The sequence below is a fragment of the Pseudomonas mosselii genome, assembly GCF_019823065.1.
In the GTDB taxonomy this organism is placed as follows: Bacteria; Pseudomonadota; Gammaproteobacteria; order Pseudomonadales; family Pseudomonadaceae; genus Aquipseudomonas; species Aquipseudomonas mosselii.
In genome coordinates this window covers 2,544,364-2,567,726 of sequence record NZ_CP081966.1, presented here as the reverse complement: position 1 = coordinate 2,567,726, position 23,363 = coordinate 2,544,364, and the positions used below count along the sequence as shown (strand labels likewise).

Below are 23,363 nucleotides of genomic sequence, written 5' to 3'. Positions count from 1 at the left end.
ACGGCCAGCATGACACGATCATCAATGGCGCCAGCAGTATCATGGCCTTGCCCGTTACGGCGTTCTAAGTCGCACTGCCAGCGTCCGGGTCGCCCTGCCTCAGGGCAACCCGGACGCTGGCAATTTCCACTCCAAGCACGCCTCAGAACTGCTCGGGCGACATTTTATACAAGCTCTGGCTACCCGCTTTGATGCTGTCCTCCAGAGCCTGGGTACGAGGCAACAACCGCTGGAAAAAGAACTCCGCGCACGCCAGCTTGGCGCCATGGAAAGCCGGATCCTCGGCCTGCAGCGCCTGCGCGGTGTTGGCCATGCGCGCCCACATGTAGGCGTAGGCGGTCAGGCCGAACAGGTGCAGGTACTCCACCGCCGAGGCGTTGACCAGGTTCGGTTCGTCACTTGCCTGTACCTGCAGCCATTGGCTGACGCGCTCCAGGCGCACCAGTGCTGCCAACAGCGCTTCCCGGTGCAGCGGAGCATCGACGCACCAGGCACGGATTTCCGCTGCCAGGCCAGCCAAGGCCTGGCGGCCGTCGGCCAGCACCTTGCGCCCGAGCAGGTCGAGCGCCTGGATGCCGTTGGTGCCCTCGTAGATCTGCGCGATGCGCACGTCCCGCACTCGCTGCTCCTGGCCCCACTCGCGAATATAGCCGTGGCCGCCGAACACCTGCTGGCCGAGCACGCAGCTCTCCAGGCCATTGTCGGTGAAGAACGCCTTGGCCACTGGCGTGAGCAACGCTACCTGGCGCTGCGCCCGTTCGCGCTCGCCGGCATCCTCGGCGTAGCGGGCGATGTCCAACTGCTGGCCGACATACACGGCGAAGGCGCGGCCGCCCTCGGTGAGGGTGCGCATAGTCAGCAGCATGCGCCGCACATCGCCATGCACGATGATCGGGTCGGCGCTGCGCTCTGGGGCTTGCACACCGGCCGCCGAGCGGCTCTGCAGACGCTCGTTGGCATAGCCCGCAGCGCTCTGGTAAGAGGCCTCGGCGCAGCCGATGCCCTGGATGCCAATGGACAGCCGCTCGTAGTTCATCATGGTAAACATCGCGGCCAGGCCCTTGTTCGACTCACCGACCAGGTAACCCTCGGCCTGGTCGAAGTTCATCACGCAGGTGGCCGAGGCCTTGATGCCCATCTTGTGCTCGATCGAGCCACAGTGGGCCGGATTGCGCGCCCCCAGGCTGCCGTCGTCGTTCACCAGGTACTTGGGCACCAGGAACAGCGAAATGCCCTTGGGCCCGACCGGCGCATCCGGCAGCCGCGCCAGCACCAGGTGGACGATGTTCTCGGTGAGGTCCTGCTCACCGCCAGTGATGAAGATCTTGCTGCCGCTGATGCGGTAGCTGCCGTCGGCCTGGGGTTCGGCGCGACTGCGGATCAGGCCCAGGTCGGTGCCGGCTTGGGGTTCGGTCAGGCACATGGTGCCGGCCCAGCGGCCTGCGTACAGCGGCGGCAGGAAGGTGGCCTTGAGCCTCGCGCTGGCATGGGCGTCGATGGCCAGGCAACTGCCGGCGGTGAGGGCCGAGTACAGGCTGAAGCTGCTGTCGGCGGCGTACATCATCTCCTCGAACAGCACGCCGAGCATCTTCGGCATGCCCATGCCGCCGTGCTCGGGGTTGCCGCCCAGGCCCACCCAGCCGCCTTCGCGGTAGGTGCGCCAGGCCTCGCGGAAACCGTCGGGGGTGCGCACCTGGCCGTTGGCGAACTGCACGCCCTGTTCATCGCCGTTGCGGCTGAGCGGGGCGATCAGTTGGCCGGTTAGCCTGGCGGCTTCTTCGAGGATGGCGTCGGCGGTGTCGGCGTCGACCCGCTCAGCCAGGGCCGGCAGATGGGCCCACAAGGCAGGGCCGTGGAAGACGTCCTTGAGAATGAAGCGCATGTCACGCAGGGGGGCGGTGTAGGTGGTCATCTCAGGCTCGCGGTTAGGCTTTGGGTTTTGAGTTGGCAGGCCCGGCCTCATCGCCGGCAAGCCGGCGATGCGGCCGCACTGGCCGCTGTGGCTGAACGCTCAGAGCGCCCGGGCGCGGTCGCGCAGCACGTACTTCTGGATCTTGCCGGTACTGGTCTTGGGCAATTCGCCAAACACCACGGTCTTGGGCATCTTGAAGCCAGCCAGGTGTTCGCGACACCAGGCGACGATCTCGCCTTCGCGGGTGGCACCGTGGCCGTTCTTGAGGGTGACGAAGGCGCAGGGCGTCTCGCCCCATTTCTCGTCGGGGCGGGCGACCACCGCGGCCTCGAGCACGGCGGGATGCATGTACAGGACGTCCTCGACCTCGATGGTGGAGATGTTTTCGCCGCCGGAAATGATGATGTCCTTGAGTCGATCCTTGATCTCGACGTAGCCGTCGGCATGCCACACCGCCAGGTCACCGGTGTGGAACCAGCCGCCGCGGAAGGCCTCGGCGGTGGCCTCGGGATTCTTCAGGTACCCCTTCATCACCGTATTGCCGCGCATGAAGATCTCGCCCAGGGTATTGCCGTCGCGCGGCACCGGTTCCAAGGTCTGCGGGTCGGCGACCATCAGGCCGTCCAGGGTCGGGTAGCGCACGCCCTGGCGCGACTTGATCCGCGCCCGCTCTTCCAGGGTCAAGGCATCCCATTGCGCGTGCCAGGCGCACACCGTCACCGGGCCGTAAACCTCGGTCAGACCATAGGTGTGAGTGATGTGAATGCCCATCTCCTCAACCGCGCCGATCACCTTGGCCGGTGGCGCCGCGCCGGCAACCATCGCCTGAACCGGGTGCTCGATGGCGGCCTTGGCGCTCTCGGGCATGTTGACCAAGGCGTTGAGCACGATCGGTGCGCCGCACAGGTGGCTGACCCGGTGCTCGCGAATCAGGGTGAGGATTTTCTGCGGATCGACCCGGCGCAGGAACACATGGGTGCCGGCCAGGGCGGTAATGGTCCAGGGGTAGCACCAACCGTTGCAGTGGAACATCGGCAGGGTCCACAGGTACACCGGGCGGTGGCCCATGGCCCAGGTCATCTGGTTGCCGATGGCGTTGAGGTAGGCGCCACGGTGGTGATAGACCACGCCCTTGGGGTTGCCGGTGGTGCCGGAGGTGTAGTTGAGCGAGATCGCCTGCCATTCGTCCTCGGGCCATTCCCAGGCGAACTCGGGGTCGCCTTCGGCCAGCAGGGCCTCGTAGTCCAGATCGCTGACCGGCTGGCCTTCGCCATATTCCGGGTCGTCCACATCAATCACCAGAGGTGGGTGTTCGAGCAAGGCCAGGGCGTCCTTGATGACGCCGTGGAACTCGCGATCACCGATCAGCACCTTGGCCTCACCATGACGCAGCATGAAGGCAATGGCCTCGGCGTCCAGGCGAACGTTGAGGGTGTTGAGCACGGCGCCGATCATCGGCACGCCGAAGTGCGCTTCGAGCATGGCGGGAATGTTCGGCAACATCACCGCCACCGTGTCGCCGCGACCCACGCCACGGCCCTGCAGGGCACTGGCCAGGCGCCGGCAACGGGCATAGGTTGCGGCCCAGTCGCGGCGGATGGCGCCATGGATCACGGCCGGGTACTGGCCATACACTGCGGCGGTGCGTTCGATGAAGCTGAGTGGCGTCAGGGCGACGTGGTTGACCGGTGCGGGCATCAGGCCCTGGGAGAATATCGACATGCGCGGGTCCTGTAGTGGAGGCAGGCGCGCGCTGTGCGCAAGCCCCCGGTGGCTGATTGTTAGCTCTGATCAGGGTGTGGGAGGCGTTTTCCTCCCTGTCGCTTTTTTACGCGAACCGCTATCGTATCTGGAAGATCGACTATAGCAATATGGTAAAACTACTATAAAAGAGCCTTTTATCGTGATCGCCACCTGCTCTCCCCTGCTCGCCCTGGACCCACAACCCAGCCTGCTGCTGGCCGCTGACGCCAGCCCCGTGCAGCTCAATCCTGCCTGCGAGGCCTTGGTTCGCCAGGGGCCGCCCCTGGCGCAATGGCTGCCCGCCAACCATGTCGAGCTGGTACGCGCCAGCCTGAAGCAAGGCCGGGCCATCAGCGAGGTCGAGGCCGAGGCCAACGGGCGCATCCTGCTCTGGACCTTCATTCCCGATGACCAACACCAACAGGTACTGGCGCGCTGCCGCGACGCCAGCGCCGAACGCGGTGGCGAGCGCGAAGCCAGTCGCGCGCGAAGGCTGTACCGGCTGATCACCGAGAACACCACCGACCTGATCTCGCGGCACAGCCCGGACGGACGCTTTCTCGATGCCACCCCTGCCGCGTTCCGCCTGCTCGGGCTGTGGCCCGAACAACTGCGCGGCAGCCTCGTGCGTGGTCTTCTGCACCCGGGCGAGCGCCTCCAGGCCTTGCTGCAGGCCGGCACCGCGCTGGACGCGGACGGCTACCACACCATGACCTGTCGCGTGCGGCATGCCGATGGCCGCTATCGCTGGTTCGAAATCGCCTGCAGGGCGATCCGCGAGACCTACACCGGCGCCGTGGTGGAGATCGTCGCCGTGTCCCGCGACATCACTCTGCGCATCGAGGCCCAGGAAACCCTGGCCCACAGCGCCCGGGTCGCCACCCTGGGCGAGCTGGCCTCGGGTATCGCCCACGAGATCAACCAGCCACTGGCCGCGGTGCTCAACTACAGCAATGCCAGCCTGCGCTACCTGAGCAACCTGGAGCACGATCCCCAGGCGCGGGACCGGGTCGAGCAGGGGCTGCAGCGCATCAACGCCCAGGCCACCCATGCCGCCGAGGTTATCCGTCGCCTGCGCGCCTTCCTGCGCAAGGGTCCACGCCAGCTGCAGGCACTGGAGATTGGCGAAGTGATCGAGGAAGCCATGCGCCTGTGCGCCTGGGAAGCGGCTGGCGCGCAGGTGCGTATCGAGCAACGCCTGGGCGGGCAGTTGCCGAGGGTGAACGCCGACCGGGTACTGCTGGAGCAGGTCCTGCTCAACCTTCTGCGCAACGCCATCGAAGCCAATCGTGAGCAGCATTCCAGCCAACCATCACGTATATTTCTCACGGCAGAGCGCCAGGGCGATTGGCTGCAGATCGAAGTGGCAGATCAGGGATGCGGTGTCCCTGCTGAACGCCTCGATGAGATCTTCACCCCGTTTATCACCAGCAAGCCCGAGGGGCTTGGGCTTGGCCTGTCGATGAGCCGAAGTATTGTCGAAGGCTTTGGTGGCAACCTGCATGCGCGTGCCTATGAGTCAGGTGGTCTGGTGCTGTGCTGCCGCCTGCCGACCAATAACCTCAGGAGCGACAACCGGCGATGAAGCCAAGGGTTTATGTGATCGACGATGATCAGGGCATGCTCGACTCGACGGTCTGGCTGCTGGAGTCGGTAGGCCTCGAGGCCGTGCCTTTTACGAACGGCCAGGCCTTTCTGAATGCGGCAGACCTGAGCGGGCCGGCTTGTGTACTGCTTGATGTGCGCATGCCTGGCATGGGTGGGCTGGCTGTACAGGAAGCGCTGCAAAAACGTGATATCAAGACCCCGGTCATCTTTGTCAGCGCCCATGCCGATGTGCCGATTGTCGTGCGCGCATTCAAATCCGGTGCCTGCGACTTCATCGAAAAGCCCTACAACGATCAACTGTTGCTGGACAGCGTTCAGGCAGCGCTGCAGCAAGCAGGGAGCTCACTGGCTGGCATGACGGAGCTTGCCTCGGTTCAGGAGCGCATCAACGCCCTCACCCCGCGAGAGCAGGATGTCTTCATCCCGCTGGTGCAGGGGTTCAGCAACCGGGAGATTGCCGAACACCTCGATGTCAGCACCAAGACCATCGATCTCTATCGAAGCCGCGTGATGAAACGAATGCAGGCCGAGAGCTTGCCAGCGCTTGTCGGTATGGCCATTGCTTGTGGGCAGATCGATGCACTCAGTCTTCGTGTCAAGCCAGACGAGAATATCAGTGAGCTCGGATGATTTGTACAAACTGAATCGACCTCGGTTTCGTAGATACCCCGAACAGCTGCAAAGGGTCGATAGCAGCCCTTCGTGAAATGCATTCCAATAGGAATTCCGCCTTGTCCCGTCTTCGACCACTCAACCGTGGAGGTACACTGAAGTCCAGCGAGCGCCTGTACGAAAGTTGTCAGAAATCGCCATTCTCGATCGCGCATTCTACTGGGGGTATCGCGGGTATTTTTGGGGGTAAATTTCTGATTTTTCTACCCGCAAAACCCGCGCTAGAGACCTGTCCAAATGTTCTTCGGCGACCCTGAAAGTCTTTAGGGGCTTCGCGCACGCTTGTTATGCGCTGTACGAAAAGTAATGTCGTAAACACCGCCGCCAGCAAGCCACATAATTATCACTGCGAAGCCTTCCGCTAGCTTGCAATAGCGTGTACCCAGGCGGCGGAGCTCCTTCAACCAACCAAAAAGCCGTTCGATAGCGTTCCGCTGCTGTTAAAAGAATCCTTAGCGTCCGCCATACATACGCTGGGTGGAAAGGAAGAGCCCAGAAAATTCTGAGTTCTTCCTAGTAAGCAGAAAAATAGAGACCTTGCTATCTGGCCTCTGGGTGTATCGTAATCAAGACAGTATCAGCAGTCTGTCGCTCGTCCATTTCAAGAGTCTTGTCAAGCGTTAGCGCGTCGTCCAAAACAACTTCAGTCGTTCCTAGTGCATACCCAAGGTCTGCACGAATCATGCGAAGCAGTGACCAGGCCAGTACGCCAAGTACGGGGATCAATGGCAGTGCGACGACGATGGTAGATGTTTGCACAGCCTTCAACCCGCCCACCTTGAGAAGCCCGATGCCGATGACCGCCAGCAACAGCGCCCATACAATTCGCAGCCAGCGCTGAGGCTCCTCATAACCACTGAGTTCTTTCGATGTCACCGAAGCAAGCACATAGGCCGCCGAATCAAGCGTTGTCGCCAGGAACACAAAGCAAAGGAGCACGAACGCTGCAATAGCAATACCCGAATAGGGCATGGTTTTCAAAATGGCGAGCACCGCCGCAGGGATACCTTGCGCGGTCAAGATGGCGCTGATATCCAACTCACCACTGAGTTGCAGATTAAGTGAGTACCCGCCCCAGACTGCGAAGAATACCCAGCACCCCAGGCTGCCCCACACAAGCTCGGCCAGAATCAGTTCCTTGATCGTTCGCCCCCGGGAAATTCGGGCGACGAACAAGCCCATCATGGGTGCATAGGCAATCCACCAGGCCCAATAGAAAATTGTCCAGTCCTGAGGGAACGAACCCTTGGCAACCGGATCCGTCCACAAGCTCATGTGAATGAAGTTATTGATCATCAGGCCCAGGCTGTTTGCCCAGCCGTTGATCAGCAGCAGCGTGGGGCCCACGACGGCCGCGAACAACAGCAGTGCAAACGCCAGGTAGACGTTGATATCACTGAGAATCTTGATCCCTTTGCTCAGTCCGAACCACACACTCATGCCGAACATCAGTGTCCAGAGCGCCAGCACACCCATGTCGAATGCGAAGGACTGCTGAATACCGAAGATGTCACCCGCCAAGGTCGAAACCAGCGGAACGGCCAGGCCGAGGGAAGTGCCCACGCCACCCACGATCCCGAACACCACCACCGTATCCAGTGTAAGGCCCAGCCACCCGTTGGACTTCTCACCCAGCACACCACGGGCAGCCACGGACAATCTCACCCCTGGCTGCCGGCGTACATACATCGAATAGGCAATCGGCAAGGCTGGCAGGCAATAGAATGCCCATGGGGTCAGGCCCCAATGGAACTGTCCGTAAGTCAACGCCCACTCTGCCGCTTCCCGACTGTGAGCCGCGACATTCAAAGGAGGGCCGTTGAAATAATAAATCGGCTCAACCCAGGCCCAATTGACAATCGCGATGCCGATACCGCCACAAAAAATCATGGCGACCCAGCTGAAATAGGAAAATTCTGGCGCGTCACTCTTTCGCCCAAGGCGTATATTTCCATAGCGCCCGAACGCCATCCACAACAGAAACGCGACCGTCATCAGGCCTGAAACCAAGTAGAGCCAGCCAAACTTGCCGGTGGCAAACGCAAACATTTGATTGATCACTGCATTTCCAGCCTCGGGAAATGCAATAAGCGGAATTGTGACGCCAAGTATCACTGCAATGGATGGCCAAAACACCCGCCCATCCATCGACGCACCTTCTTTCAACGTACTCATTTGGCATACCTCCTCAGAACGTTTCGACTCAACACCAAACACCTGTTGAATACAGATAGGTCAAGCACGAACTGCAAACCTTGCTCGAACAGACCTCGTCCCTTGAAGAAATGAAAGGCCACCCGCCTTTCCCGAACATATATTGTGCTTATTATTCATATTCGCCTCTAGCTTTATCTAATTATTATTTCAGCGGCACCACAAAACAGCACACCATCACTCGGCAGTACGACGATCATTGATCATCGGTGTCATACGAAACGGTGTGCTTGGCGACAGCCAGGCACACCTCTTGTACATGCGTTACTTCATGGTCGGCATGGAGAATTCAGCACCCTCGCGAACACCTGACGACGGCCAGCGTTGGGTAACGGTCTTGCGTCGGGTGTAGAACCGCACGCCATCCGGCCCGTAGGCATGCAAGTCACCGAACAGCGAGCGCTTCCAACCGCCGAAGCTGTGGTACGCGACAGGTACTGGCAGCGGCACATTGATGCCGACCATGCCCACCTTGATGTTGTCGGAGAAGTAACGAGCAGCCTCACCGTCACGGGTAAAGATGCACGTACCATTGCCGTACTCGTGCTTGTCGATCAACGCCATGGCCTCCTGCATGCTGTTGACACGCACGACCTGCAGAACCGGACCAAAGATCTCTTCCCTGTAGCTCTGCATGTCTGGGGTGACGTGATCGATCAGGGTGCCGCCGACGAAGAAGCCTTCCTCATAGCCCGCAACGTTTGGCTGACGACCGTCGACAACCACCGTAGCACCCTGCTCTTCGGCGCTGTCGATGTAGCCGACCACCTTCTGCTGGTGCTGGCGGGTAATCACCGGGCCAAAGTCGTTCGTGCTGTCGTTGTAAGCCCCTACCTTCAGGTTCTTCATGGCTTCTTTCATCTTGGCGATCAGCGCATCGGCTGCCGCGTCGCCCACCGCAACGGCGACCGACAGGGCCATGCAACGCTCACCGGAGGAACCGAACGCCGCGCCCAGCAGCTGGTTTACCGCATTGTCGATGTCGGCGTCTGGCATGACGATGGCGTGGTTTTTCGCCCCACCCAGTGCCTGGCAGCGTTTGCCGTGAGCCGTGGCGGTGGCGTAGATGTACTCGGCCACCGGGGTCGAACCTACGAAGCTGACTGCCTGGATGCGCGAGTCGCGCAGCAGGATATCGACCGCTTCCTTGTCGCCGTTCACCACATTAAGTACACCCTTGGGCAGGCCCGCTTCCTGCAGCAGTTGGGCAATGAACAACGTGGAGCTTGGATCGCGTTCGGAAGGTTTGAGGATGAAGCAGTTGCCTGCCGCAATGGCCACCGGGATCATCCAAAGCGGCACCATCACTGGGAAGTTGAACGGCGTGATACCTGCCACCACGCCCAGGGGCTGGAACTCGCTCCAGGCATCGATGTTCGGGCCGACATTCTTGCTGTGTTCACCTTTCAGGAGCTCGGCGATCCCGCAAGCGTACTCGACGTTCTCGATACCCCGCTGCAGTTCGCCTGCCGCATCATGGGAAATCTTCCCGTGTTCTTCACCAATCAGTTTGCAGATCGCATCAGCGTTCTGCTCCAGCAGTTCCTTGAAGCGGAACATGATACGTGCGCGCTTGATGGGCGGCGTATCACGCCAGGCCGGAAAAGCAGCCTCAGCAGTCGCGATGGCGTGCTCCACGGTCTGGCTCGATGCCAGGGCGACCTGGCGAGCGACCTGGCCGGTGGCAGGGTTGAAGACATCCTGGGTGCGCTTGGATTCGACAACGACTTCGCCGTTAATCAGATGACCGACAGTATTCATGTGTAACTCCACTTTTTGTTATTCAAATAATGCGATGAGGCGCCATTACCAAAGGCTGCGATACAGCTCGACCATCTCGGCCTCGGTCGGTACACGCGGATTATTGCCAGGTGAACCGGACGCCAGCGCCTGAGCGGCCATGGTTGGCATCAGCTCGAAGAATTTTTCGCGATCGATGCCGAACTCTGCAGGGGTGGGCACCTTGAGCTCATCATTGATCGCCACCAGCTCATCCAGCAGTTTCTGTACCGCCGACTGGTCGTTGTCGCTTTGCGTGGCGACGCCCATGGCACGCGCGCAATCGGCGTACCGATCACGTGCAGCGGGAATGGAAAAGGCTGTAACTTCAGGCAGCAGCATGGCGTTCGACAAGCCATGGGGCACATGGAATGCCGCGCCGATCGGGCGGCTCATGCCGTGCACCAGGGCAACGGAAGCTGCAGAGAACGCCAAGCCCGCCAAGGTCGACCCCAGCATCACGGCTTCGCGCGCAGCACGGTCGCTACCGTCGTGGTAGACCTTGCGCAGGTTCGGCCCGATCAGGCGCATGGCAGCCAATGCCTGGGCATCGCTAAACAGATTCGCTTTCTTGCTGACGTATGCCTCGATGGCGTGGGTCAATGCATCGATACCGGTATCGGCGGTGACGCGAGGTGGCAACGACAGCGTGAGTTCGTAATCGACCAGTGCCGCCAACGGCATGAATCCTGCGCCCACACAGAGCATTTTTTCGTCAGTCGATTCGTCGGTGATGATGGTGAACCGGGTCACTTCCGAGCCAGTGCCGGCAGTGGTTGGAATGGCAATGATCGGCAAACCCATCTCGGTCACGTTGCGCGGGAACTTGTAATCGCGCATGACACCGCCGAATTTGGCCAGAATGCCGATCGCTTTGGCGCTATCGATAGGGCTTCCGCCGCCCAGTGCGATGATGCTGTCGTAGCCACCTTCCCTGGCGGTCGCTACGCCGGCTTGAATCGAAGCGACGGTCGGCTCGGGTACGGTGTCGGAAAATACGTCGCCTTGAATCCCCTGCTCTGCCAGGACTGCGCTGATACGCCCTGCGTAGCCTAGCTCGACCATCATCCGGTCAGTGATGATCAGCGGTTTGTGGCAGCCCAGGCTGGCTAGAACCTGATGGATTTGCTGGCTGGCACCAGCTCCGGTTTGCAGGATTCGTGGAAGGATGCTCTTGTAATTCATGGCTCTATCTCATTTTTTGGGCATGAACGCGCCCGCGAGCAGCCTTGGGCTCGTGTTCGCTTGATCGAAATGGGCAAGCCAGGGCGGGAAATCCAGCGCCTTGACCTGCCCTCAGCAGTCAGCTCGGCAGATATTCTTCACTCCAGGATTCGCCGATTGCGCTGGCGTCCAGGAGCGACTGAATCTGCGCCTCGGTGTAGCCGTAGCGGCTCAGCACCTTGCGAGTCGAGGCACCGAACTTCTCAGCCGGTGACAGCGCTCGGATACGCCCGACCCGTGGGCGAATGGCGTAAGGATCGAGTTGCGTAACCCGATGCCCGCTCGGATGGTCGTTATAGATGCTGAAGGAGTAGCTGCCATTCTCGATACCCGGCTGGCCATCGGCACTGCGGCTGTACTGGCTGCGCAGGTGATCGATGTTGTCCGGTACTGCGGCAGCGATGTTGGCAGCCTGCAGGCGCTCTTGAAGCACCGCGCTGCTCATCCTGCCGATAGCAGATTGCAGATAGCCCACCCGATCACTTGCACAGGTCACGCCGCTGAGATCGGCGATGGCCGCGAACTTGTGCAGCTCCCCTTCGCTGGCATCCAGGTAGATCCAGCCATCCGCCGTCCTGTAGAACCGGGAAAGGTCACTGTAGCCGGCCACGTCACGGCCGGATGGCTCATTGAATGGGCCACGGCCTGGGTAGTCGTAGCAGAATGGAATTTGCACCAGGTTGCCCAGCGAAGCCAACGAGGTGCGTGCCCGGTAGGCCTCACCCGAGTGATGCTTACGATACAGGGCGGTTGCCACGCCCAGCGCAGCAGCAAACCCGCACATCACATCGATCGTGCCGACATGTGCATGTTCTTCCGGCGTTTCCATGCCGCCGCCAAAGCGCAGCATGATTCCGGTAGTGGCCTGGATCAGGTCGTCATACCCAAGATAATCCGTACGAGGTCCGCGACGCGGGCCGCCGAAGCAGTCCAGCTGACAGAAGATCACGCCAGGATTCACCGCCTGCAGACTCGCCTCATCAAGGCCCAGCGGTGCCAATTGGCGATCCGGCGCGTTCATGACGATTACATCGACCTCGCGCACGAGGCGATTGAAAACCTCGCGCCCTTCGGGCTTGTTCAGATCGACCAGCACACTTTCCTTGCCACGTGCCGACGACATGCCGAAGACCACGGTATTCCACGGGTCATAGTTGGGCACCACAGGGTCGAGCTTGATGACATCTGCGCCGAAGCGGCCCAGGAACGATGTCGAGTGCGGCCCTGCGATCACATTCGTCAGGTCGAGGATCTTAACGCCTTCCAGCCAACCGGCAGGCGTGTCGAGCTTGGCAGGCGGCAATACAGGATCAGGACGTTCGGACAGGGTTGCCAGTGCTTGCTCGAAGCTGACATCACGACGCGACAGCGGCTTGAGCATGGGCTCCGAACACCCCTCCAACCAGGCAATCGGGCCAGGCTGCTTCATCACGCCGAACTCGCGGTCATCGACCTCGACGATCAACCCAGCAGTATTCGAGTGCTCGTCGTGGAGCCACTCCTGGGTCGATCTGTGTGGCGCCCCAGGGAAACGCCCTTCACCGAAGATGACCTCCCACTCGGCGGCTGTTTTGGTCAGGAACACCTCTTTCATCCTGGCAGAAATACGCGCCGCCCAATCAGCCGGCAACGGGTAAACGCCCAGGGATGCATTGCCTTCCCATTGGTCGATCGGCAGGTAGGGGTCATCTACTTTCGGCAGGCCGGCGACCACCATTTCCTCATAGATGCCCATTGCCTGCAGGCAGCGCTTGGCATGCTCACGATGGGACGGGCAAACGGCGTAGAACTTGCGGCCATCGGCACATTCATAGGTGCGGTAGAACGGGTCGAGGAACTCCTGCAGGTCCTGGTAGCTCAGGTTCATCGGCAGGTTTTCGGCACGGCGCCGCTCGCTCTCCTTCTCACGCAGCGTCTTGTAACGCAGCGGGTAGCCGTCGATCTTGATCGAGTTGTACGACAGACCTTCCATCACGGCGGCGGCCAGCGGCACTTCGATCTGATCGCCAACGCCGTGCTTCTCACGCGCCTGCAAGGCAAGCACGACAGAAGACACAGCCAGCATGGTGCCATAGGCCGACGCCAGCGGAAGCGGCGAAAAACTGGGGTTGATGCCCATCAGTACGCGGTTCTGGCCCATATCGGTGAACACACCGGAGGCCGAAGCGATCACCGCCTCCGTCGCACGCCACTGCGCACGCAGTTCGTCATCACTGGCAAACCCAGGGATCGATAGCGTGATCAGCTCAGGGCGAGCGCGCCGCAGCGCTGCGAAATCAAGGCCCAGCCGGGACATGACACCCGGCCGGAAGTTTTCGATCACGATGTCTGAACGGGAGATGAGTTCGTGAGCCTGATGCAGCCCCTGGGCAGTCTTCAGATCCAGCCGCAGGCAGAGCTTGTTGCGGTTGAGCGTGGCGTTGGCTGGGCTGTCCCACAGCGGCCCGTCGAGCGGGTCGATGTGTACGACAGTCGCGCCCAGGTCCGCAAGGATCATCGCGACGGCAGGGCCTGCGATGTACTGACCAAAATCGATGACATTGACGCCTTGCAAAGGCAATTGGTTGCAATGCTGCATGACGATAACCCTACTTAGCCCCGGGCCAACGAGATTCGCCGGCGCGGTTATTGTTGTTATTGAGACCTCGTACCAACCGGTCACCTGGACGATTGATCCATCCAAGGGCTTGCGATGTGGAAGCTACTTTCAGAAATTCGACGGCATCGCGAAAGCAATAAAAAATGGCCCTAAGGGGCCATTTTTTTTATTGCTGGGGAAATTTCCTTATCGCTTGGCGTTTTCCTCCTCCAGCGAGCGGTGCTCGTCCCTGAAGGCCTGTGCCTCCTCGCACAGCCACTGCGCAAAAGCCGCGGCGTCAGGGTTAACCATGCTGTGGGCGGCATACACTAGGTAGAACGCCTCCTTGGTGGGCACACTGCGCCCGAGGGGGGCTACGAGACGGCCTTGATCCAACAGGTGCTTGACCAACGAGGAACGCGCCAGGGCTACACCCTGCCCCAATTCCGCCACCGTCAATGCCGAGATAAGGGTGTCGAACTGCAACCCTTGCGAGGAATCAACGTTCTCCGCATGGTTCTTCTTCAGCCAGTAGCCCCACCCCTCCTCATAACCCAACACGTGCAGCAACGGGTGTCTGGCAAGGTCCTTGGGGCGCTGCAGCGGGCGGTCTTGCGTGATCAGCGCAGGCGAACACACCGGCACCAGGGTATCCCAGGTCAATCGTTCAGCCTTCATGCCGGGCCAGCGGCCCTGCCCGTAGCGGATTTCGAGATCGGCATCGAACGCTGTTTCATCCACCCAGATGTTGCTGGCAATGCGAATGGGTATGTCTGGATGGCTTGCTTGAAATCGAGGTAAGCGCGGGGCTATCCAGTGGGTAAAAAAAACCAGACTGCTACGCAAAATGAGTGCGCTGCGATGGCCTTGCCCAAAGATTTCGTCGGTCGATGCAGCCAGGCGTTCAACCGACTCTCTGACCACTGGAAAATACGATTTACCCACCTCGGTAAGCTCAAGTCCACGTGGCAGACGCTTGAACAACGCAACGCCCAGCTGGGACTCCAACGCTTTAACCTGCTGGCTGATCGCCGCTTGCGTGAGGTTGAGCTCTTCAGCGGCGTGGGTGAAATTGAGCATCCGGGCAGAAACCTCAAATGCTCGAAGCCAGTTCAAGGGCGGTAAACGCTTTTTCATGACGCATCCAACACTCGGCTGCTCGGGGATCGAATCGCTCGGAGGTTGACATTAGAGACGATCAGTCTAAATTACAACGCATGACTATCTCCAAACCTGCACCTCGTCGAGGCCGCCCCCCCAAAGTCGCACGTGAGCATGGCGAAACCCTCGAAATGCTATTGCGTTGCGGTATGGAAATCCTCACCGAACAAGGCTTCGCCGCCACCGGCATCGAGGCCGTGCTCAAGCGCGTGCAGGTGCCCAAGGGTTCGTTTTATCACTACTTCGACAGTAAAGAAGCATTTGGCCAAGCCGTACTGCAACGCTATGCCGACTATTTCGCTCAAAAGCTCGAGCGCAACTTCGGTGATTTGAGCGCATCGCCCTTGCAACGGCTGTCCAACTTCGTCGAGGAGGCGAAAGCGGGGATGGCCCGGTATCAGTTTAGAAGAGGCTGCCTGGTAGGCAACCTTGGCCAAGAGGTACTGGTGCTCCCCGACAGCTTCCGCGAACAGCTGGAACTGACCCTGCAGGATTGGGAGCAGCGCTTGGCAGCCTGCCTGGAACAAGCAGTCAATCTGGGAGAAGTGCCTTGCGGACATGATTGCAAGGCACTCGCAGCCTACTTTTGGGTAGGTTGGGAGGGTGCCGTGCTTCGTGCACGGCTTACGCAGAATGTCCGTCCGCTGGACATTTTCTATCAAGGTTTTCTGAACGGAATCACCCACTGATTCCTTTCGGATGATTTAAAGACAACCGGTCTAAATAAGGGCGCACCATGTTCAATGCCATTCTGATCGAGAAGCAAGATGACCAACACACCGCCCGCGTCACCGAGCTGCGGGAGGATCAACTCCCACCCGCAAACGTGACGGTCAAGGTGGCCTACAGCACCTTGAACTACAAAGATGCGCTGGCAATCACCGGTAAGGGGCCGGTTGTACGTCAGTTTCCGATGGTCCCTGGCATCGACCTCGCGGGTACTGTCGAGACGAGTGACGATCCTCGCTACCAGCCTGGCGATCGCGTGCTACTCAATGGCTGGGGCGTTGGCGAGGGCCATTGGGGAGGCCTTGCACAAAAGGCTCGGTTGAACGCCGACTGGCTCATCCCCCATCCCCAGGGGCTGAATGAGCGCCAATCGATGGCCATTGGCACAGCCGGTTACACCGCCATGCTGTGCCTGATGGCATTGGAACGCCACGGGCTGAAACCCTCCCACGGGCCAGTGCTGGTTACCGGCGCCACCGGCGGCGTGGGCAGTTTCGCCATCAGCCTTCTGGCAGGTGCGGGGTATACCGTAACCGCCGCCACAGGCAAATCCAGTGAGCACGAGTACCTGAAAAGCCTGGGTGCGACAACTATCATCGACCGCGCCGAACTGTCGGCTCCGGGGCGTCCGTTGGCGAAAGAGAAATGGGCGGCCGTCGTGGACTCGGTCGGCAGCCATACGCTGGTCAATGCGTGCGCAGGCACAATGTCCGAAGGTTTGGTAGCTGCCTGCGGATTGGCTCAAGGTATGGATTTTCCGGCCACCGTCGCACCGTTCATTCTCAGAGGGGTAAGCCTGCTCGGCATCAATAGCGTGACTCAGCCTTATGAGCGACGAGTGCAAGCGTGGGAGAGACTCTCGACTCAGCTGAACCTGGGCGCATTATCGCTCATGACAAAAGAAATCGGCCTGCAAAGCGTGATCGCGTCAGCCTCAGACTTGATAAATGGAAAGATCCGGGGTCGCTTGATTGTGGACGTAAACGGATAGGCGTTTGCAAATGTCTTCAGAGCAGTCCTCTTTATTACTGATCGAGGGCTGCTCAGCTGTGCTCACTTGACCGGCATCTATCATTTCCGAAGACCCCGTAACAGCGACCCAACGCCAGCGTGCCATCATCCGTAAGCCCTCCAGGCAGCCCACGCCGTAAACGCAATCAGGTTGACGCCCCCACTGTCATTGCATCTGTCCATCAGCCTAACCTGTAACCTTGACTACCGCGCTGCTGTAACGGGGACGTGTTGCCGCCATAGACCTCTCGCCCTGCGGGCTTTCAATGCACGCTATCAAGCACTCTGCACTGCCCTGATGCCCTGTGCCTTCGGGGATCCCGATAGCCTGTGACCGAGTCCCAGCCAAGCACCAGAAACACTCAAACACATAGAAATTATGTGCAGCCTCATCGCCAGCGTGTCTTCAACGCGCCATGCAAGCCACTGACCGGATCCTGCTCAGGCTGCGGCACCTTGGCGATGCGCTCCAAGGCACGCTGGTGCGCCGCACTATCGGGCCGTTGGATGTCGTAATCTTCCTGCCCGTGAGGATAGGCGCCCACCACCAGGAAATCATCACTGCACTCGATGCAGCGATGGCCCGTGCCTGCTGGCAGCACCAGCACATCCCCCCGCTCCACGCTCACGCTTTGCCCGCATTCCCCGCCAAGCGTCAATCGGGCCCGCCCACCGGCAATCCCGAGTGCCTCGTGGGCGTTAGGATGAAAGTGGTGATAATCGAAGATCCCGTCGCGCCAGAGCGGGGTCCATTCGTGAGCCGCAAACAGGGCCTCGAAGGCGCTGGCAGTATCCCCTGCCCGATCGAGTTTCAGCCGGTAGAGCAGTACCGGAAAACGGCTATTCGGCGTCGCGCCGTCGTCTTCGAAAAACAAGGCCTGCACGCTGGCATCTTGCGTATTCATGCGCGTCATGATGCGCTTCCTGATCGAGTGATTGGTTTACCTTCGAGCCCTTCGGCTGTTGCCAGGTTCCGGCCGGCAGAGCGCTACACAGACCGATGAAACTTTCCTGCCACGTGCCAACTCCAGACGCCTATCGATAACAGAACGGGAGCAGGCAATGACCGGCACGGTAGGCGACTTTCTGGTGGAGCGTTTGTATCAATGGGGCGTACGGCGCATCTTCGGTTACCCCGGCGACGGCATCAATGGTGTGTTCGGCGCGCTGAGTCGGGCCAACGGCAAGATTCAATTCATCCAGGCCCGCCATGAGGAAATGGCCGCCTTCATGGCCAGCGCCCATGCCAAGTTCACCGGCGAGCTCGGCGTGTGCATCGCCACCTCCGGCCCGGGCGCCTCGCACCTGCTTACCGGCCTGTACGATGCACGCATGGATCACCAGCCGGTACTGGCCATCGTGGGTCAACAGGCCCGCGCGGCACTGGGCGGGCACTACCAGCAGGAGCTGGACCTGCTGTCGATGTTCAAGGACGTCGCCGGTGCGTTCGTCCAGCAGGCATCGACACCGGAGCAAGTGCGCCACCTGCTTGACCGTGCAGTGCGTACGGCCGTCGGCGAACGCCGCGTCACCACCATCATCCTGCCCAACGACCTGCAGGACCTACCTTACAACGAACCACCGAGTGCCCACGGTACCGTGCATTCCGGCATCGGCTACAGCAAGCCCCGCGTGTTGCCGTTCGACGAAGACCTGCAGCGCGCCGCCGATGTATTAAACGCTGGGCACAAGGTGGCGATACTGGTGGGTGCCGGCGCACTGCAGGCGACAGACCAGGTCATTTCAATCGCCGAAAAACTGGGTGCCGGGGTTGCCAAAGCGCTGTTGGGCAAGGCTGTGCTGCCGGATGAGCTGCCGTGGGTCACCGGATCGATAGGCCTGCTCGGCACCGAACCCAGCTATCAGCTGATGACCGAATGCGACACCTTGCTGATGATCGGCTCCGGCTTTCCCTATTCCGAGTTTTTACCCAAGGAAGGCCAGGCGCGTGGCGTGCAGATCGACCTGCAACCCGACATGCTCAGCCTGCGCTACCCGATGGAGGTCAACCTGATCGGCGATGCCAGCGAAACATTGCGCGCACTGCTGCCGTTGCTCGAGCACAAGACCGACCGGCGCTGGCGCGACAAGGTAGAGACCTGGCGTGCACGGTGGGACAGGACCGTGGCCAAACGCGCGCTGGTCAAGGCTGACCCGATCAACCCGCAACGCGTGGTCCATGAACTGTCTCCTCGCCTGCCCGACCACGCCATCATCACCAGCGACTCCGGCTCCTGCGCCAACTGGTTTGCCCGCGACCTGCAGATTCGCCACGGGATGCAGTGTTCGCTGTCTGGCGGCCTGGCTTGCATGGGCGCAGCCGTGCCTTATGCGATTGCAGCCAAGTTCGCCCACCCGCAACGGACCGTAATTGCCCTGGTGGGCGATGGGGCGATGCAGATGAACAACCTCGCCGAATTGATCACCGTGGCCAAATACTGGCAGCAGTGGGACAACCCTCAATGGATCTGTGCCGTGTTCAACAATGAGGACCTCAACCAGGTGACTTGGGAGCAACGGGTCATGGAGGGGGACCCCAAGTTCGAAGCGTCGCAGACAATCCCTGACGTGCCCTACCATGTGTTTGCCATGTCCATTGGCCTGCAAGGTATCTACGTAGATCGCGAAGAGGACGTTGCCGCTGCGTGGGAGCGCGCCCTGGCGGCTGATCGACCCGTACTGATCGAGTTCAAGACCGACCCGAACGTGCCGCCCCTGCCTCCCCACATCACGCTGGAACAGGCGAAGAAGTTTGCCGGTACCTTGCTCAAGGGCGACCCCGACCAGGCGGGCATCATCGTGCAGACAGCCAAGCAGGTGCTCGGCTCGGTGCTGCCTGGCAAGAAATGAGCGACACCTCGGCGAGCCGGCTGAACGTTTATTCGGCCGGCCCGGTCGCACAACTGAGACGCAGCCGACTGCGCGAACCCTGACCGTGAGGACCTACCATGAGCGCGATCGCTTCCAACGGGGCTGCAGAGCACCCCATCTGTCTGACCCTCAATGGTCAGCCCCGAACACTGCAGGTGCATCCCTGGGTCACCTTGCTCGACCTGCTGCGTGAGCAATTGGACCTGATCGGCACCAAGAAAGGTTGCGATCATGGTCAGTGCGTTGCCTGCACGGTGCTGCGCGACGGCAAGCGCGTCAATGCCTGCCTGACCTTGGCCATCATGTGTGACGGGGCCGAGTTGGTGACCATCGAAGGGCTGGCCAACGGTGACGCCCTGCACCCGATGCAGCGCGCCTTCATTACGCACGATGCGTTCCAGTGCGGCTACTGCACCCCGGGGCAGATCTGCTCTGCGGTCGGGCTTGTGCACGAAGGACGTGCCGACACCCGCGAGGCCATCCGCGAGCAGATGAGCGGCAACCTTTGCCGTTGTGGTGCCTACGGCAACATCGTCGCAGCGGTGGAGGAAGCGCTGCCGTTGATAAGAGGCGCAGCCCAGCCGCAACGAGGGCCAAATTCATGATGCCCTTCAACTACTGCAAGCCCGCATCAGTCCGCGAAGCGGTGAGCTTGGCTGACACACGCTCGCATTTCATCGCCGGGGGCACCAACCTTGTCGACCTGATGAAGGAAAACGTCGTTCGTCCCGAGCGGCTCATCGATATCACCGGCCTTGAGCTGAACGGTATCCATCCCACCTCGAACGGCGGTGTACTGATCGGTGCTCTGGTGAGCAATGCCGAGCTGGCCTGGCACCCGATGATCGAGCAGCATTATCCACTGCTGTCGGACGCGATCCTGGCCGGGGCGTCACCGCAGTTGAGGAACATGGCCAGCACCGGTGGCAACTTGCTGCAACGTACCCGGTGCTACTACTTCTACGACACCGGCACCCCCTGCAACAAACGTGAGCCCGGCAGCGGATGCTCTGCGCGTAAAGGGTCGAACCGCATCCATGCCATTCTCGGTGCCAGCGATGCCTGTGTCGCGACCCATCCCTCGGACATGTGCGTGGCATTGGCAGCGCTTGAAGCCGTGGTGCATGTAGCAGGGCAGTCGGGTAAACGGGAGATACCCTTTGCGGATTTCCATCGTCTGCCCGGGGGCACGCCCGAACGCGACAATCAACTGGCAGTCGCTGAGCTGGTAACTGGCATCGAGCTGCCGCCCCCGATGTTCGAACATCATTTTCGATATCTGAAAATACGCGACCGCGCCTCCTACGCGTTCGCGCTGGTGTCCGTCGCTGCCGCCTTGAATTTCGATGGCGAAGTGATCCGGCAGGCGCGCCTTGCGCTGGGCGGCGTTGCCCACAAACCCTGGCGGGACCCGGTTGTGGAGTGCATGCTGGCTGGCCAGGTGCCATCTGAAGCGCTCTTCACCCGCGCCGCGCAAACGTTGCTGCAAGGTGCACAACCCCTGAGCCACAACGGTTTCAAGGTGACCCTCGCCCAGCGAGCCATCGTACGGGCATTGGATGACGCGGCGCGCGGTGCCGCTGTCAGGGGGGCACGACCATGATCACAAGCACACCCGTTGTCGGCACACCCCTGGACCGCGTGGACGGTGTGGCGAAGGTCACCGGGCAGGCCCGCTATGCGGGCGAATACCCCGAGGCGGGCCTGCTGCACGGCAGCGTCGTGTCCAGTACCATTGCCCGCGGCCGGGTACTCGACATCGACAGTACGCAGGCCATGCGCGTGCCCGGGGTAATCGCCGTGCTCGACCATGGCCATCGCCCGCCTATATCCAGTTATGACAACGACTACAGCGATGCCGACACTGCCGAGGGCTCACCGTTTCGGCCTTTGTTCAATGATCGAGTGCTGTACAGTGGGCAACCGTTGGCGCTGGTGATCGCCGAAACCCTGGAACTGGCCCGCTATGCAGGCTCGCTGATCACAATCGACTATGCCGAGCAGGCTCACCAGACAGACCTGGGCGCCTGCCAACAATCGCATGCGGCACCCGCCGAAACGCCAGCGCCGCGTGGCGACTTCGCCGGGCAGTTTGCCAGGGCGCCGGTGCAGGTGGATGCCACCTACCTGACGGCAAACGAGCACCACAACCCGATGGAGCCCCATGCGTCGACCGTGCACTACAAGGCCGACGGCACCCTGGAAATCCACGACAAGACCCAAGGTACGCAGAACTGCCAGGACTACCTGCACAAGGTGTTCGGCCTGCCCAAGGCAAACATCCGTGTGCGCGCGGCATTCGTCGGCGGCGCCTTCGGCTCGGGTTTGCGCCCGCAGTACCAGTTGCCGCTGGCAGTGATGGCGGCGTTGCACCTGAAGCGCTCGGTGCGCGTGACCCTGACACGCCAGCAGATGTTCACCTTTGGCTACCGGCCCCGCACCGAGCAACGCTTGCGCCTGGGTGCAGACGCAAACGGGCGCTTGCTGGCGATCGCTCATGATGCGCTTGGCCAGACCTCCCGCTTCGAGGACTTCACCGAGCACCTGGTGGAATGGAGTGGCATGCTTTACCAATGCGACAACGTTGCGCTCAGCTATCGCCTGGCCTCGCTCGATGTGTACACCCCGCTGGACATGCGGGCACCTGGGGCTGCGTCCGGGATGATTGCGCTGGAATGCGCCATGGATGAGCTCGCCTGTGCAGTGCAGGTCGACCCGGTAGATCTGCGCCGGCGCAATTTCGCCGCCAACAACGCCAACGAGGGCAAGCCTTACTCCAGCAAGGAACTGCTGGCGTGCTACCAGCAAGGTGCCGAACGTTTTGGCTGGCATAACCGCACTCCCCAACCGCGCAGCATGCGCAATGGCAACCAGCTGGTCGGCTGGGGGATGGCCGGCGGCGTCTGGGAAGCCATGCAGATGAAGGCCAGCGCCAGGGCGCGCATCGATGCCCAGGGCCATCTCACCGTCAGCAGTGCCACCACCGATATCGGGACCGGCACTTATACCGTCATGACCCAGATCGCCGCCGAGGCAGCTGGCGTCAGGGTGCAGGATGTCACCTTCGTGCTGGGTGACTCTTCACTCCCCACCGCACCGCTTCAGGGTGGATCATTCACGGTGTCGTCGGTGGGCTCGGCCGTGCGCCAGGCCTGCCAGGTACTGCGCGCCAAGGTGCTGGCACACGCGCGCAACATGCACCCCCAGGTGGCCAGCACTGCCGGGCAGCAGATCGCTTTCGCCGACGGCTATCTGCACGCTGGCAGCCATCGCCTGGCATTGGCGGACATCGTCGCCAGCGCACCCGCCGGTGCGTTCGAAGTGCAGATCGACGCCGAGCCCGGCGCCAGGCGCCAACCATTCTCCACCGCCACCCATTCGGCGGTATTCGTGGAAGTCCACGTCGACGAAGAGCTTGGCACGATCAAGGTCTCCCGGGTGGTCAGCGCTGTGGCCGCAGGACGGGTGGTCAACCCGAAAACCGCGCGCAGTCAGATCCTGGGTGGCGTGGTGTGGGGGGTGGGCATGGCCCTGCACGAAGCAGCGTTGACCGACCATCGGCTAGGCCGCATCGTCAATCACAACCTGGCGGAGTACCACATTCCGGTCAATGCAGACTGTGGGGATATCGAAGTGATCTTCGTTGAAGAGCACGATGATATTGTCAACGAACTGGGGTCCAAGGGCGTGGGCGAAATCGGCGTCGTCGGGGTGGCCGCTGCGGTGGCCAACGCGGTCTACCATGCCACAGGCAAGCGTGTGAGGGAGTTTCCGATCACGCTCGACAAAGTGCTCTGATCGGGCGGGGGCCAAGTCCCCCCACCCGCTTTGCGGTCAGCAGCAGCCAGGTCGGCAGGATCG

16 protein-coding genes and 1 pseudogene are annotated in these 23,363 nt (G+C 61.1%); 8 read left to right on the top strand and 9 right to left on the bottom strand.

Annotated elements, in window-relative coordinates; translation table 11 throughout:
• Positions 1-142: 142 nt before the first annotated feature.
• Both K5H97_RS11930 and K5H97_RS11925 read right to left on the bottom strand, forming a co-directional pair.
• Positions 143-1,912 carry an acyl-CoA dehydrogenase C-terminal domain-containing protein gene (locus tag K5H97_RS11930; RefSeq protein WP_028689349.1) on the bottom strand — a complete coding sequence of 590 codons (1,770 nt, stop codon included), beginning with the start codon at positions 1,910-1,912 and terminating at the stop codon, positions 143-145.
• A 99-nt stretch (positions 1,913-2,011) separates the two neighbouring features.
• Positions 2,012-3,634 carry an acyl-CoA synthetase gene (locus tag K5H97_RS11925; protein ID WP_028689348.1) on the bottom strand — a complete coding sequence of 541 codons (1,623 nt, stop codon included), beginning with the start codon at positions 3,632-3,634 and terminating at the stop codon, positions 2,012-2,014.
• 181 nt (positions 3,635-3,815) lie between these two features.
• On the opposite strand from K5H97_RS11925, the gene K5H97_RS11920 reads away from it, so the two are divergent.
• Both K5H97_RS11920 and K5H97_RS11915 read left to right on the top strand, forming a co-directional pair.
• Positions 3,816-5,240: a sensor histidine kinase gene (locus tag K5H97_RS11920; protein ID WP_036985830.1), complete on the top strand. Its 1,425-nt coding sequence runs from the start codon at positions 3,816-3,818 to the stop codon at positions 5,238-5,240.
• Positions 5,237-5,893, top strand: coding sequence for a response regulator transcription factor (locus tag K5H97_RS11915; protein ID WP_028689346.1), 657 nt, complete (start codon positions 5,237-5,239; stop codon positions 5,891-5,893). Before K5H97_RS11920 ends, K5H97_RS11915 begins: the two co-directional genes overlap by 4 nt.
• 327 nt (positions 5,894-6,220) lie before the next feature.
• Here K5H97_RS11915 and K5H97_RS11910 read toward each other — a convergent pair.
• The 6 genes and pseudogenes from K5H97_RS11910 to gcvA all read right to left on the bottom strand — a co-directional run.
• Positions 6,221-6,375: pseudogene (locus K5H97_RS11910) on the bottom strand (transposase); the annotation flags it as partial.
• A 100-nt stretch (positions 6,376-6,475) separates the two neighbouring features.
• Positions 6,476-8,110 (bottom strand): BCCT family transporter, encoded by a 1,635-nt coding sequence (locus tag K5H97_RS11905; RefSeq protein ID WP_028689345.1) that lies wholly within the window; start codon positions 8,108-8,110, stop codon positions 6,476-6,478.
• Between the two features lie 303 nt (positions 8,111-8,413).
• Positions 8,414-9,910 carry a CoA-acylating methylmalonate-semialdehyde dehydrogenase gene (locus K5H97_RS11900; RefSeq protein WP_028689344.1) on the bottom strand — a complete coding sequence of 499 codons (1,497 nt, stop codon included), beginning with the start codon at positions 9,908-9,910 and terminating at the stop codon, positions 8,414-8,416.
• Positions 9,911-9,955: 45 nt separating this feature from the next.
• Entirely contained in the window at positions 9,956-11,113 is a 1,158-nt protein-coding gene (locus K5H97_RS11895; protein ID WP_028689343.1) for an iron-containing alcohol dehydrogenase, read from the bottom strand.
• A 118-nt stretch (positions 11,114-11,231) separates the two neighbouring features.
• Positions 11,232-13,730 (bottom strand): CoA transferase, encoded by a 2,499-nt coding sequence (locus K5H97_RS11890; protein WP_028689342.1) that lies wholly within the window; start codon positions 13,728-13,730, stop codon positions 11,232-11,234.
• Between the two features lie 207 nt (positions 13,731-13,937).
• Entirely contained in the window at positions 13,938-14,867 is a 930-nt protein-coding gene (gene gcvA / locus K5H97_RS11885) for a transcriptional regulator GcvA (protein ID WP_028689341.1), read from the bottom strand.
• An 80-nt stretch (positions 14,868-14,947) separates the two neighbouring features.
• Here gcvA and acuR point away from each other — a divergent pair, with 80 nt between their 5' ends.
• Both acuR and acuI read left to right on the top strand, forming a co-directional pair.
• Positions 14,948-15,580 carry an acrylate utilization transcriptional regulator AcuR gene (gene acuR, locus K5H97_RS11880; protein ID WP_169740497.1) on the top strand — a complete coding sequence of 211 codons (633 nt, stop codon included), beginning with the start codon at positions 14,948-14,950 and terminating at the stop codon, positions 15,578-15,580.
• 47 nt (positions 15,581-15,627) lie between these two features.
• A complete protein-coding gene (gene acuI / locus K5H97_RS11875) occupies positions 15,628-16,611 on the top strand; it encodes an acrylyl-CoA reductase (NADPH) (RefSeq protein ID WP_028689339.1) in 984 nt (327 codons plus the stop codon).
• A gap of 409 nt (positions 16,612-17,020) precedes the next feature.
• Here the strand turns inward: acuI and K5H97_RS11870 are convergent, their stop codons facing one another.
• Positions 17,021-17,545, bottom strand: coding sequence for a cupin domain-containing protein (locus tag K5H97_RS11870; protein WP_028689338.1), 525 nt, complete (start codon positions 17,543-17,545; stop codon positions 17,021-17,023).
• Positions 17,546-17,693: 148 nt separating this feature from the next.
• Between K5H97_RS11870 and K5H97_RS11865 the strand changes: the two genes are divergently transcribed.
• The 4 genes from K5H97_RS11865 (at position 17,694) to K5H97_RS11850 (ending at position 23,300) form a co-directional block, all read left to right on the top strand.
• Positions 17,694-19,481 carry a thiamine pyrophosphate-requiring protein gene (locus K5H97_RS11865; protein ID WP_028689337.1) on the top strand — a complete coding sequence of 596 codons (1,788 nt, stop codon included), beginning with the start codon at positions 17,694-17,696 and terminating at the stop codon, positions 19,479-19,481.
• 98 nt (positions 19,482-19,579) lie between these two features.
• A complete protein-coding gene (locus tag K5H97_RS11860; protein ID WP_028689336.1) occupies positions 19,580-20,107 on the top strand; it encodes a (2Fe-2S)-binding protein in 528 nt (175 codons plus the stop codon).
• Positions 20,104-21,105, top strand: coding sequence for an FAD binding domain-containing protein (locus K5H97_RS11855; protein ID WP_028689335.1), 1,002 nt, complete (start codon positions 20,104-20,106; stop codon positions 21,103-21,105). The genes K5H97_RS11860 and K5H97_RS11855 overlap by 4 nt, the downstream gene beginning before the upstream one ends.
• Positions 21,102-23,300, top strand: coding sequence for a xanthine dehydrogenase family protein molybdopterin-binding subunit (locus K5H97_RS11850; protein ID WP_028689334.1), 2,199 nt, complete (start codon positions 21,102-21,104; stop codon positions 23,298-23,300). The genes K5H97_RS11855 and K5H97_RS11850 overlap by 4 nt, the downstream gene beginning before the upstream one ends.
• The last annotated feature ends 63 nt before the right edge of the window (positions 23,301-23,363 follow it).

What these genes read in the sequence shown, in the direction of transcription:
- K5H97_RS11905 (WP_028689345.1), bottom strand. Translation starts at nt 8,110, where the DNA reads ATGAGTACGTTGAAAGAAGGTGCGTCGATGGATGGGCGGGTGTTTTGG.
- acuI (WP_028689339.1), top strand. Translation starts at nt 15,628, where the DNA reads ATGTTCAATGCCATTCTGATCGAGAAGCAAGATGACCAACACACCGCC.
- K5H97_RS11900 (WP_028689344.1), bottom strand. Translation starts at nt 9,910, where the DNA reads ATGAATACTGTCGGTCATCTGATTAACGGCGAAGTCGTTGTCGAATCC.
- K5H97_RS11850 (WP_028689334.1), top strand. Translation starts at nt 21,102, where the DNA reads ATGATCACAAGCACACCCGTTGTCGGCACACCCCTGGACCGCGTGGAC.
- K5H97_RS11915 (WP_028689346.1), top strand. Translation starts at nt 5,237, where the DNA reads ATGAAGCCAAGGGTTTATGTGATCGACGATGATCAGGGCATGCTCGAC.
- K5H97_RS11870 (WP_028689338.1), bottom strand. Translation starts at nt 17,545, where the DNA reads ATGACGCGCATGAATACGCAAGATGCCAGCGTGCAGGCCTTGTTTTTC.
- K5H97_RS11930 (WP_028689349.1), bottom strand. Translation starts at nt 1,912, where the DNA reads ATGACCACCTACACCGCCCCCCTGCGTGACATGCGCTTCATTCTCAAG.
- K5H97_RS11895 (WP_028689343.1), bottom strand. Translation starts at nt 11,113, where the DNA reads ATGAATTACAAGAGCATCCTTCCACGAATCCTGCAAACCGGAGCTGGT.
- K5H97_RS11925 (WP_028689348.1), bottom strand. Translation starts at nt 3,634, where the DNA reads ATGTCGATATTCTCCCAGGGCCTGATGCCCGCACCGGTCAACCACGTC.
- acuR (WP_169740497.1), top strand. Translation starts at nt 14,948, where the DNA reads ATGACTATCTCCAAACCTGCACCTCGTCGAGGCCGCCCCCCCAAAGTC.
- K5H97_RS11890 (WP_028689342.1), bottom strand. Translation starts at nt 13,730, where the DNA reads ATGCAGCATTGCAACCAATTGCCTTTGCAAGGCGTCAATGTCATCGAT.
- K5H97_RS11865 (WP_028689337.1), top strand. Translation starts at nt 17,694, where the DNA reads ATGACCGGCACGGTAGGCGACTTTCTGGTGGAGCGTTTGTATCAATGG.
- K5H97_RS11860 (WP_028689336.1), top strand. Translation starts at nt 19,580, where the DNA reads ATGAGCGCGATCGCTTCCAACGGGGCTGCAGAGCACCCCATCTGTCTG.
- K5H97_RS11855 (WP_028689335.1), top strand. Translation starts at nt 20,104, where the DNA reads ATGATGCCCTTCAACTACTGCAAGCCCGCATCAGTCCGCGAAGCGGTG.
- gcvA (WP_028689341.1), bottom strand. Translation starts at nt 14,867, where the DNA reads ATGAAAAAGCGTTTACCGCCCTTGAACTGGCTTCGAGCATTTGAGGTT.